Source organism: Pseudomonas sp., from assembly GCF_050739775.1.
GTDB lineage: Bacteria > Pseudomonadota > Gammaproteobacteria > Pseudomonadales > Pseudomonadaceae > Aquipseudomonas.
Map to the genome: position 1 here is coordinate 93,386 of NZ_JBOICA010000014.1, position 10,074 is coordinate 103,459.

11 protein-coding genes are annotated in these 10,074 nt (G+C 61.1%); 8 read left to right on the forward strand and 3 right to left on the reverse strand.

Annotation, left to right across the window (positions count from 1 at the left end):
- The first annotated feature begins 8 nt into the window (after positions 1–8).
- Genes ACRESH_RS09725 through ACRESH_RS09735 form a run of 3 tightly spaced genes read left to right on the forward strand, consistent with a single transcriptional unit; the run spans position 9 to position 1,831 of the window.
- The gene (locus ACRESH_RS09725; protein WP_431741784.1) at positions 9–497 is read left to right on the forward strand and encodes an MFS transporter; all 489 of its coding nucleotides are present in this window, start codon (positions 9–11) and stop codon (positions 495–497) included.
- Positions 498–520: 23 nt separating this feature from the next.
- Positions 521–1,294 carry a class II glutamine amidotransferase gene (locus ACRESH_RS09730; RefSeq protein ID WP_431741785.1) on the forward strand — a complete coding sequence of 258 codons (774 nt, stop codon included), beginning with the start codon at positions 521–523 and terminating at the stop codon, positions 1,292–1,294.
- A gap of 15 nt (positions 1,295–1,309) precedes the next feature.
- Positions 1,310–1,831 carry a DUF2937 family protein gene (locus ACRESH_RS09735; protein ID WP_431741786.1) on the forward strand — a complete coding sequence of 174 codons (522 nt, stop codon included), beginning with the start codon at positions 1,310–1,312 and terminating at the stop codon, positions 1,829–1,831.
- On the opposite strand, the gene ACRESH_RS09740 is transcribed toward ACRESH_RS09735, so the two are convergent.
- A complete protein-coding gene (locus ACRESH_RS09740; RefSeq protein ID WP_431741787.1) occupies positions 1,828–2,739 on the reverse strand; it encodes a LysR family transcriptional regulator in 912 nt (303 codons plus the stop codon). The genes ACRESH_RS09735 and ACRESH_RS09740 overlap by 4 nt on opposite strands.
- 143 nt (positions 2,740–2,882) lie before the next feature.
- Here ACRESH_RS09740 and ACRESH_RS09745 point away from each other — a divergent pair, with 143 nt between their 5' ends.
- Genes ACRESH_RS09745 through ACRESH_RS09760 form a run of 4 tightly spaced genes read left to right on the forward strand, consistent with a single transcriptional unit; the run spans position 2,883 to position 6,565 of the window.
- The gene (locus ACRESH_RS09745; protein WP_431741788.1) at positions 2,883–4,169 is read left to right on the forward strand and encodes an MFS transporter; all 1,287 of its coding nucleotides are present in this window, start codon (positions 2,883–2,885) and stop codon (positions 4,167–4,169) included.
- 25 nt (positions 4,170–4,194) lie between these two features.
- Positions 4,195–4,947: a 5-oxoprolinase subunit PxpA gene (locus tag ACRESH_RS09750; RefSeq protein ID WP_431741789.1), complete on the forward strand. Its 753-nt coding sequence runs from the start codon at positions 4,195–4,197 to the stop codon at positions 4,945–4,947.
- Positions 4,944–5,648: a 5-oxoprolinase subunit PxpB gene (gene pxpB / locus ACRESH_RS09755; RefSeq protein ID WP_431741790.1), complete on the forward strand. Its 705-nt coding sequence runs from the start codon at positions 4,944–4,946 to the stop codon at positions 5,646–5,648. The genes ACRESH_RS09750 and pxpB overlap by 4 nt, the downstream gene beginning before the upstream one ends.
- Positions 5,645–6,565 (forward strand): biotin-dependent carboxyltransferase family protein, encoded by a 921-nt coding sequence (locus ACRESH_RS09760; protein ID WP_431741791.1) that lies wholly within the window; start codon positions 5,645–5,647, stop codon positions 6,563–6,565. The genes pxpB and ACRESH_RS09760 overlap by 4 nt, the downstream gene beginning before the upstream one ends.
- Before the next feature lie 69 nt (positions 6,566–6,634).
- Here the strand turns inward: ACRESH_RS09760 and ACRESH_RS09765 are convergent, their stop codons facing one another.
- Together ACRESH_RS09765 and ACRESH_RS09770 are read right to left on the reverse strand one after the other, a co-directional pair.
- Positions 6,635–7,813 carry a vWA domain-containing protein gene (locus ACRESH_RS09765; RefSeq protein WP_431741792.1) on the reverse strand — a complete coding sequence of 393 codons (1,179 nt, stop codon included), beginning with the start codon at positions 7,811–7,813 and terminating at the stop codon, positions 6,635–6,637.
- A 17-nt stretch (positions 7,814–7,830) separates the two neighbouring features.
- On the reverse strand, positions 7,831–8,676 hold the full coding sequence (locus ACRESH_RS09770) for an AAA family ATPase (RefSeq protein WP_107025666.1): 846 nt from the start codon (positions 8,674–8,676) through the stop codon (positions 7,831–7,833).
- A gap of 240 nt (positions 8,677–8,916) precedes the next feature.
- Here ACRESH_RS09770 and cysK point away from each other — a divergent pair, with 240 nt between their 5' ends.
- Complete coding sequence (cysK, locus tag ACRESH_RS09775) at positions 8,917–9,891, forward strand: cysteine synthase A (protein ID WP_431741793.1); 975 nt, start codon at positions 8,917–8,919, stop codon at positions 9,889–9,891.
- Positions 9,892–10,074: the final 183 nt, after the last annotated feature.

Here is a 10,074-nt window from a genome sequence, read left to right on the forward strand (position 1 = left end):
CGGACACCATGACCGAGAACGACTATCTGCTCGCCTGGGGCTTTTACGCCCTGGCCGCCCTGGGTTGCCTGGCGGTGGGCTTTCGCCTGACCCGCTGGATGTGGCGCTGGTTGCGCGAACCGCTGCGGGTACTGATGGCAGTCTTGCTGCTGACCCCGACCATTATCGATCCGGTCAAGGACAAGTTCGCCCCGGCCATTGCCATTACCGCCCTCGACCTGCTGTTCAAGGTCGGTAACAACCTCTTGCGCGCTGCCGCTGACCTTGCCATGTACGGCATGATCGCTTTCGCCCTGTACGGGATGTTCGTGGTGCTGCGCTGGCCAGTGGAAAAACGCGCCAAGGCCCGCCGTGAACAGGCAGAGGCCGCGGCAAAGCGTGATGCCGAAGAGGCGCCGGCCGATGAGGCATTTGCTGCCGACAGCCGCGACCGCTACCGCAACCCGCCTGAAGCACCGCAGGGCGGCAGCCGCCCGCGGGTTGAGCCGCGCTTGTAGGATTTGCCCGGGAGCAGCCAAGCATGTGTGAACTACTGGGCATGAGTGCCAACGTACCGACCGATATCGTCTTCAGTTTCACTGGGCTGATGCAGCGCGGTGGCCGCACCGGTCCGCATCGCGACGGCTGGGGCATCGGCTTCTATGAAGGCCGTGGCCTGCGCCTGTTCCAGGACCCGGCGGCGAGCTGCGAATCGGAAGTGGCTAACCTGGTTCAGCGTTATCCGATCAAGAGCGAGGTGGTGATCGGCCACATTCGCCAGGCCAACGTCGGCAAGGTCTGCCTGTCCAACACCCATCCCTTTGTCCGTGAGTTGTGGGGGCGCAACTGGTGTTTCGCCCATAACGGTCAATTGGGCGAGTTCAAGGGCCAGGCGACCTTCTATCGGCCGATTGGCGACACCGACAGCGAAGCAGCCTTCTGCGACCTGCTCAACCGGGTACGCGAGGCGTTTCCGGAGCCGGTGCCGATTGAAGTGCTGTTGCCGGTGCTGGTCAAGGCCTGCGCCGAGTACCGCGGCAAGGGTGTGTTCAACGGCCTGCTCAGCGATGGCGACTGGCTGTTCTGCTTTTGTTCGACCAAGCTTGTGCATATCACTCGCCGTGCACCGTTCGGGCCGGCGCGACTCAAGGATGTCGACATGATTGTCGACTTCCAGGCTGAAACCACGCCCAACGACGTGGTTACGGTGATCGCCACCGAGGCGCTGACCGAGAACGAGACCTGGCAGCGCTACGAGCCCGGCCAGTGGGCATTGTGGCGCCGCGGTGAGTGCATCGCCCAAGGACAACGCTAAGGAAAGGAATAGTTCATGTTCAGAAGTTACCTGCGGTTACTGCTGTTCACCTTCGGGTTGCTGGTAGGGGTGCAGGTTCCTGGCCTGATCAATGACTACAGCCAGCGGGTCGAGGCGCACCTGCTGGAGTCCCGCGAGGGCCTCAAGGGTTTCGAGGCAACCGCCCGGCGTTTCTTCAATGGTGATCTGCAGGCCCTGGTGCGCCATTACCGCAGCAGCGACGATCCGGTGTTCAACAGCGATGCCAACAGCATCGACAGCCTGCTGATCCGTAATCGCCTGTTCGAACGCGAGTGGCAGGTCCTCCAGGGGCCGTGGCTGGAGCGCACCTGGCACGTACTGGTACGTGCCGACAGCCAGTTGCGTGACGAAACCCTCAACGGCTACAGCTACCAGATCCTGTTGACCCCCGAGGCCCTGGCCTGGGGGCTGAGTTGTGCCTTGCTGCTGGCGCTGCTGGTGGAAAGCCTGCTGTTGCTGATCGGCTGGGTGGTGCTCGGCGGTCGGCGCAAACCGGTGGCGGAGAGCTGGCGCTAAACCAGCACGATCCGTTCTGGCCCGGCGTTGGCGGCATAACGTTCAAGCACATTGCGACACAACGCCACCACTTCATCGACCAGCTCGACCCCGGTCTGCCAGGCCACCACCAGCTCCAGGCTCGGCGGTTGTTGCGCCAGGGGCAGTTGGGTGAGTTCACCCCTGGCCAGTTCTTCGCTGACCAGGGCAGGCGGCAGGGCGCCGATGCCGAAGCCGTCACGCAGCAAGCGGGTGATGGCCGCCACCGAGTTCACACAGTTCAGGCGTGGCGCGCTGACGCCTTCAGCCTGGAGCAGGCTGAGCACCTCCTGGTGCGGCCGGGAGTTTTTCGAAAAGGTCACGATGCGCTCACGAGCAAGCTCGGCGAGGGAGGCATAGTCGCGGTTGTAGATCGACTGGCTGGCGACAATCCAGCCCATGGGATAGCGCGCCAGGTCCAGGCTACGGATCGATTCCTGGCGTAGCAGGTCAGTTTGCAGGATCACATCGAGAAAGCCTTTTTGCAGCTGTTCGCGCAAGTTGAGTGCTGTATCGGCGACCAGCTCGATTTCCACCTGTGGGTAGCGCTCCATCAATTCTGACACCAGCGGGCTCATCCAGGTGTGGATCACCGTGTCCATCACCCCCAGGCGCACCCGGCCGACCTTGGCCCGGTCACTGTCCAGCGATTGCTTGAGGGCCTTGGCGGTGTCGAGCATCTGCTCGGCGTACTCAAGCACCTTGCTGCCCTCGGGCGTCAGGCTGACCCCGCGTGAGTCGCGCAGCAGCAGCTTGACCCCGAGGTCGGCCTCAAGCGCCGCGATACGGCTGGAAATCGAAGCCTGGGTAGTGAAGAGCTTTTCGGCGGTCAGGCGAAAGCTCTTGAGTCGGGCAACCCAGACGAAGGTTTCGAGGAACTTGAGGTTCATGGCGCGCTCACTGATCAATTTTTTCTTATGCCAGACCGCTGGTTTTTCTCGTTGGACGGCAACCCAAGGCCATCGAAAAATGTCGGTCACGGTTGCGACAAAGATCGCCGCCTTTAAAACAATACCAACAAGCTGAGGCAACCATGAACCCATCGGGCGTGCAGCACCAGGTCAAATCCAGATCAGTGGCGGGGCCTTTCGACTGGTACCGCAACATCAACAAGCAGGAACGACGGACCTTCTGGAGCTGCAAGATCGGCTACGGCCTGGATGGCATGGACACCCAGATGCTCAGCTTCGTCATCCCCACCCTGATCGCGCTGTGGGGCATCACCACCGCCGAAGCCGGGTTGATTCACACCACCACCCTGATCGCCTCGGCCCTGGGCGGCTGGGTCGCCGGCATCCTCTCCGACCGCATCGGCCGGGTGCGCACCCTGCAACTGACGGTGCTGTGGTTCGCCTTTTTTACCTTCCTCTGCGGTTTCGCCCAGAATTATGAACAATTGTTGATTGCTCGCACCCTGATGGGCTTTGGTTTCGGCGGTGAATGGACCGCCGGTGCGGTGCTGATCGGTGAAGTCATTCGCGCCAAGGATCGCGGCAAGGCCGTGGGCATGGTGCAGTCTGGCTGGGCCATTGGCTGGGGCATGACGGCGATTCTCTACGCTGTGCTGTTCACCCTGCTGCCGCCCGAAGACGCTTGGCGCGCACTGTTCCTGCTGGGCATCGTGCCTGCGGTATTTGTCATCTTCGTCCGCCGCCTGGTCAAGGATCCGGAAATCTACCGTCAGGCCAAGGCTGCGGAAAAAACCGCAGCACCGTCGCATTTCTATGAAATCTTCGCCCCCGGTATGCTCTTCACCACTATTCGCGCTTCGCTGCTGACCACCGGTGCCTTGGGCGGTTACTACGCCATCACCTCCTGGCTGCCGACCTTTCTCAAGAACGAGCGCGGTCTGAGTGTGCTCGGCACTGGCGGCTATCTGGCCATGGTGATCTTCGGCTCCTACGTCGGCTATGTGATCAGCGCCTATCTCACCGACCTGCTGGGACGCAAAAAGAACTTCATCCTGTTCGCCGTGGGTTCGTTCATTATTGTTCTGCTGTACACCCAGATGCAGGTCAGCGATGGTGTGATGCTTTGGCTGGGCTTCCCTCTGGGCTTTTTTGCCTCGGGTATTTTCAGCGGCATGGGCGCTTTCCTCACCGAACTCTTTCCCACTCGTATCCGTGGTTCGGGACAGGGCTTTTGCTACAACATCGGTCGAGCCCTGGCGGCATTCTTCCCGCTGCTGATCGGTATGCTCAGCCAGAAGATACCGTTGGGCCTGGGTATCGGTGCATTTGCAGCGGTGTCCTACGGGGTGGTAATCCTGGCGGCACTGAGCTTGCCGGAAACCCGCGGTAAAGAACTTGAAGCCCGTTAAGGCCGAGCCTGAAGGAGTTACAGACGTGAGCCGCCTGCTACTGAATTGTGATATGGGTGAGAGTTTTGGCAGTTGGACCATGGGCCTGGACGCTCAGGTTATGCCCTTCGTTGATTGTGCCAACATCGCCTGCGGTTTCCATGCCGGAGATCCAGGCATCATGCGCAAGACGGTGGCACTGGCCATCGCTAACAACGTACGCATCGGCGCTCATCCGGCCTACCAGGACCTGGCGGGCTTCGGTCGCCGCTCCATGGCCTGCAGTGCCGAGGAAATCCGTGACCTGCTGCACTACCAGATCGGTGCGCTGGAGGGTATCTGCCGAACCCAGGGGGCTCGCGTTGCCTACGTCAAGCCCCATGGCGCGCTGTACAACGACATGATGGCTGACCCGCTGAAACTGCGCGCCGTACTTGAAGCCGTAGCCGGTTATGACCAGCAGTTGCCGCTGATGCTCATGGCCACGGCCGACAACAGCGCCGCCCAGGCCCTGGGTGACGAGTACGGCATCACCTTGTGGTTCGAGGCCTTTGCTGACCGCGCCTACGATGCCGCAGGCCATCTGCTGTCGCGGCGCTTGCCGGGCGCAGTGCATCACGACCCGGCGCGGATCGTCGACCAGGCCTTGCGTCTGGCCCGTGGCGAAGCACTGATTGCGATAGACGGCAGCGAACTGCGCCTGCAGGCCCAGACCCTGTGTGTGCATGGCGACAACGACAGTTCGGTCGCGGCGGTACAGCAGATTCGCCAGGCCCTTGATGCCCTGGTGAAGTCATGAGCTACCGCATTGAAACGGTAGCCATCGACTGCCTGATGGTGCGGCTGTTCGACGCTATCGATGAAGCCAATATGCCCTGGATGCTGGCAGCCAGTCAGCGTTTGTGCACGGTGTTCGCCGAGCATTTAATTGATCTGGTGCCGTCCTACACCACAGTGATGGTGCATTTCGACCTGCTGCAACTGTCGCCGGACCAGGCCCGCAGCTTGATTCGCGAAGCCCTGGAAAACCTGCAGCCGGATAACGGCAGTGGCGGGCGTCAGCACGAGATTCCAGTCTGGTACGACCTGAGTGTCGGTCCGGAACTGAGCCTGTTGGCTGAGCGTTGCCGCACCTCGGTGGCTGATATTGTGCGCCGTCATAGCGAACGGGAATATCAGGTGTTTGCCCTGGGTTTCGCCCCCGGTTTTGCGTTTATGGGGCTGGTTGAAGACGCGTTGGCCACGCCGCGCCTGGCTACCCCGCGCAAGCGCGTGGCGGCAGGCAGCGTGGGCATCGCTGAGCGCCAGACCGCGGCTTACCCTGCGGTTTCGCCCGGTGGCTGGAACCTGATCGGCCGCACCCCGAGCAAGCTTTTTGACCGCGAGCGTGATGGCTATAGCCTGTTGCAGCCGGGTGATCGGGTGCGATTCGTGGCCGTGGATCGCGCCACCTTCATCAACCTGGGTGGCGACGACACTCCGCTGGAGGTACAGGAATGAGCCGCTTGTCGATCGAAGCCAGCACACCGCTGTGCCTGTTGCAGGACGCCGGACGCTTTGGTGTGCGTCATTTGGGTGTTACCCAGGGCGGGGCGCTGGACTGGGTATCGATGCGCTGGGCCAACTGGCTGCTGGGCAACCCTGCCGATGCCGCGGTGGTGGAAGTCACCCTGGGTGGCTTCAGCCTGGTCGCCGAGCAGGATTGCTGCCTGGCGTTGGCGGGGGCCGACCTGGATGCGCGCATCGACGCTGAGCCGCTCAAGCCTTGGTCCAGCTTTACCTTGAGTAAAGGCCAGCGTCTGCACTTGAATCAGCCGTTGCAGGGCGCTCGGGCGTATCTGGCCGCGCCTGGCGGATTCTGCGCGCCACAGGTGCTGGGCAGTTGTGCCAGTGTGGTGCGCGAGGAGCTGGGTGGGCTTGATGGTCTGGGATCGGCGCTGGCCAAGGGCCAACAACTGGAGTACAGCGGTGTGGCGCCTGCGTTGAAAGCAGTGCCTGATGCGTTGCGGCCAGACCTGACCGATAGCAGCGCACTCGATCTGGTGCTGGGTGCACAGATTGGCGATTTCAGCGGCATGAGCCTGTTTGAAGCGTTCAACCGTAACTGGATCCTGGACAGCCGCGCCGACCGCATGGGCATGCGCTTGCTGGGGCCTGCCTTGCAGTATCAGGGGGCGCCGATGATTTCCGAAGGAATCCCGCTGGGCGCGGTACAGGTGCCACCGGATGGTCAGCCGATTGTATTGCTCAATGATCGCCAGACCATTGGTGGTTATCCGCGTTTGGGCGCTTTGACGCCTTTGGCCTTGGCTCGGCTGGCGCAGTTGCTGCCGGGAAGTGTGGTGAGGTTCAGGCCGGTGGTGCAGGAGCTGGCTTGGCGGGAGCAGCGGGATTATCTGCAGCGGTTTGAGGGTTGATGGCGGGGCAAGCCCGCTCCCACAAAGTGATTGCAACCTCTGTGAGAGCGGGCTTGCCCCGCGATGATGTCACTTGGACAAAAACCGCATCCCTTCCTCCAACCCGCGCAAGGTCAGCGGAAACATCCGGTCCTCGATCAGCTCGCGAACGATGTTGGTCGAAGCGGTGTAGCCCCAGGTGTCCTTGGGATAAGGGTTGATCCAGATGAGCTTCTTGTACTTCTCCATGAAGCGCTGCATCCACACGTAACCGGCTTCTTCGTTCCAGTGCTCGACGCTACCGCCCGGCTGGGTGATCTCGTAAGGCGCCATGGCCGCATCGCCGACGAACACCACTTTGTAGTCGGCACCGTACTTGTGCAGCAGGTCCATGGTCGAGGTGCGCTCGGAGGTGCGGCGCATGTTGTTCTTCCACACCGACTCATAGACGAAGTTGTGGAAGTAGTAATACTCCAGGTGTTTGAACTCGGTCTTGCAGGCCGAGAACAACTCTTCGCAGATCTTCACGTGGGCATCCATCGAGCCGCCGATATCGAACAGCAGCAGCAACTTGACGCTGTTGCGTCGCTCCGGGCGCATCTGGATGTTAAGCAGGCCGGCATCGCGGGCCGTATGGTCGATGGTGCCGTCGATGTCCAGCTCCTCGGCCGCACCCTGGCGCGCGAACTTGCGCAAGCGGCGCAGGGCCAGCTTGATGTTGCGCGTGCCCAGCTCGACCTGGTCATCGAGGTTCTTGTACTCGCGCTGGTCCCAGACCTTGACCGCCTTGCCCTGGCGTTTGCCGGCATCGCCCACCCGAATACCTTCGGGGTTGAAGCCCCCCGAGCCGAACGGGCTGGTACCACCGGTGCCGATCCACTTGTTGCCACCGGCATGGCGTTCCTTCTGTTCTTCCAGGCGTTTCTTGAACTCTTCGATCAGCTTGTCCAGGCCGCCCAGAGACTGGATCTGGGCGCGTTCCTCATCGCTGAGCGAACGCTCGAACTCCTTGCGCAGCCAGTCTTCGGGAATCAAGGCTTCCAGGTGCCGGTCGAGGTTCTCCAGGCCTTTGAAATAGGCGGAGAAGGCACGGTCGAACTTGTCGAAATGGCGTTCGTCCTTGACCAGGATCGCCCGCGACAGGAAGTAGAACTCGTCCATGTCGGCGAAGGTAACCCGTTGCTTGAGGGCATTGAGCAAATCAAGCAGCTCGCGTACCGACACCGGCACTTTGGCCGCGCGCATTTCATTGAACAGATTGAGCAGCATGGCAATTGCCCCCCGGCTCAGCGGTTACCGCGACGGCTCATGAAGGCCAGGCGCTCAAGCAGTTGCACGTCCTGTTCGTTTTTCACCAGGGCGCCGGCCAGTGGCGGGATGGCCTTGGTCGGATCGCGCTCACGCAGCACGGCTTCGCCGATGTTGTCGGCCATCAGCAGCTTGAGCCAGTCGACCAGTTCCGAGGTGGACGGCTTTTTCTTCAGGCCCGGCACCTTGCGCACGTCGAAGAACACATCCAGCGCTTCGCTGACCAGGTCTTTCTTGATGTTGGGGTAGTGCACATCGACGATCTGCTGCAGGGTGTCGCGGTCGGGGAAAGCGATGTAGTGGAAGAAGCAGCGGCGCAGGAAGGCGTCCGGCAGTTCTTTTTCGTTGTTCGAGGTAATGATGATGATCGGGCGCTGCTTGGCCTTGATCGTCTCGTCGGTCTCGTAAACGTAGAATTCCATCCTGTCCAGTTCCTGCAACAGGTCGTTGGGGAACTCGATGTCGGCCTTGTCGATTTCGTCGATCAGCAGAATCACCCGCTCCTCGGATTCGAACGCCTCCCAGAGCTTGCCTTTCTTCAGGTAGTTACGTACGTCGTGGACCTTGTCCACGCCCAGTTGCGAATCACGCAGGCGGCTGACTGCATCGTACTCGTAGAGGCCCTGATGGGCCTTGGTGGTCGACTTGATGTGCCAGGTGATCAGCTTGGCGCCAAAGGATTCGGCCAACTGTTCGGCGAGCATGGTCTTGCCGGTGCCGGGTTCGCCCTTGACCAGCAGTGGCCGTTCCAGGGTGATCGCCGCGTTGACTGCCAGTTTCAGGTCGTTTGTGGCGACGTAGGTGCTGGTGCCTTCGAACTTCATGAACCGATCCTCTAACGTAACGCCGGGGTGCATGGCCCCTGGCAGAAAAATTGTCATGCGCGACTATAACGCGGGCTCTGCTTGACAGGGAACGCAGACGCTTCATTCAGTCTCTGAATGGAGCGTCACTTGGTGACCTGGTCAGGGCGAGGGCATTGTTGGATGTGTCAGGGGTGGACTCACCCAGGAGGCAGGCTTACCCTTGAAGTTTTCTGTTCTGGTGCTAAAAGGACCCTCGTCATGAGCCGTATCTTTGCTGACAACGCGCACTCCATCGGCAATACACCGTTGGTCCAGATCAACCGCATCGCCCCGCGCGGGGTAACCATCCTGGCCAAGACCGAAGGGCGCAACCCGGGCTATTCGGTCAAATGCCGGATCGGCGCAAACATGATCTGGGACGCTGAAAGCAGCGGCAAGCTCAAGCCGGGCATGACCATTGTCGAACCCACCTCGGGTAACACCGGCATTGGCCTGGCGTTTGTCGCCGCGGCCCGCGGTTACAAGCTGTTGCTGACCATGCCGGCGTCGATGAGCATCGAGCGGCGCAAGGTGCTCAAGGCGCTGGGCGCCGAACTGGTGTTGACCGAACCTGCCAAGGGAATGAAAGGGGCGATTGAAAAGGCCGGTGAAATTGTTGCCGGTGATCCGTCCCAGTACTTCATGCCTGCCCAGTTCGACAACCCGGCCAACCCTGCAATTCACGAAAAGACCACCGGTCCGGAAATCTGGAACGACACCGATGGCGCGGTCGATGTGCTGGTTTCGGGTGTCGGCACCGGCGGCACGATTACCGGGGTTTCCCGCTATATCAAGCAGACCCGGGGCAAGGCGATCCTTTCCGTGGCGGTCGAGCCGCTCGTTTCACCGGTGATCACCCAGGCGCTGTCTGGACAGGAGATCAAGCCCAGCCCGCACAAGATTCAGGGTATTGGTGCCGGCTTCGTGCCGAACAACCTCGACCTGACGATGGTCGACCAGGTCGAGCTGGTCAGTGACGAGGAGTCCAAGGCCATGGCCCTGCGCCTGATGCAGGAGGAGGGGATCCTCTGCGGGATTTCCTCTGGTGCGGCGATGGCGGCGGCCGTGCGCCTCGCTGAGAAGCCGGAAATGCAAGGCAAGACCATCGTCGTGATCCTGCCCGATTCCGGTGAGCGTTATCTGTCGAGCATGCTCTTCAGCGACCTGTTTACCGACCAGGAGAACCAGCAGTAATGCGCCCTGGCGCTGATCAAGAGCAATAAGCAGCACCGGGCTTTGTTGCACAATCCTTAAGGAAACTCTGAAGAAGACTTCCAGATTTGGCAGAATGCTTAACCTCAAACGCCGAGACACCTGATGAAGCAGATGACCTTCGCCGACGCCGAGTACGCCGGCAAGCGCAAGCAGACCCGCAAG

Coding starts and splice junctions, on each gene's coding strand:
- ACRESH_RS09725 (WP_431741784.1), top strand. CDS start 9: ATGACCGAGAACGACTATCTGCTCGCCTGGGGCTTTTACGCCCTGGCC.
- ACRESH_RS09730 (WP_431741785.1), top strand. CDS start 521: ATGTGTGAACTACTGGGCATGAGTGCCAACGTACCGACCGATATCGTC.
- ACRESH_RS09735 (WP_431741786.1), top strand. CDS start 1,310: ATGTTCAGAAGTTACCTGCGGTTACTGCTGTTCACCTTCGGGTTGCTG.
- ACRESH_RS09740 (WP_431741787.1), bottom strand. CDS start 2,739: ATGAACCTCAAGTTCCTCGAAACCTTCGTCTGGGTTGCCCGACTCAAG.
- ACRESH_RS09745 (WP_431741788.1), top strand. CDS start 2,883: ATGAACCCATCGGGCGTGCAGCACCAGGTCAAATCCAGATCAGTGGCG.
- pxpB (WP_431741790.1), top strand. CDS start 4,944: ATGAGCTACCGCATTGAAACGGTAGCCATCGACTGCCTGATGGTGCGG.
- ACRESH_RS09760 (WP_431741791.1), top strand. CDS start 5,645: ATGAGCCGCTTGTCGATCGAAGCCAGCACACCGCTGTGCCTGTTGCAG.
- ACRESH_RS09765 (WP_431741792.1), bottom strand. CDS start 7,813: ATGCTGCTCAATCTGTTCAATGAAATGCGCGCGGCCAAAGTGCCGGTG.
- ACRESH_RS09770 (WP_107025666.1), bottom strand. CDS start 8,676: ATGAAGTTCGAAGGCACCAGCACCTACGTCGCCACAAACGACCTGAAA.
- cysK (WP_431741793.1), top strand. CDS start 8,917: ATGAGCCGTATCTTTGCTGACAACGCGCACTCCATCGGCAATACACCG.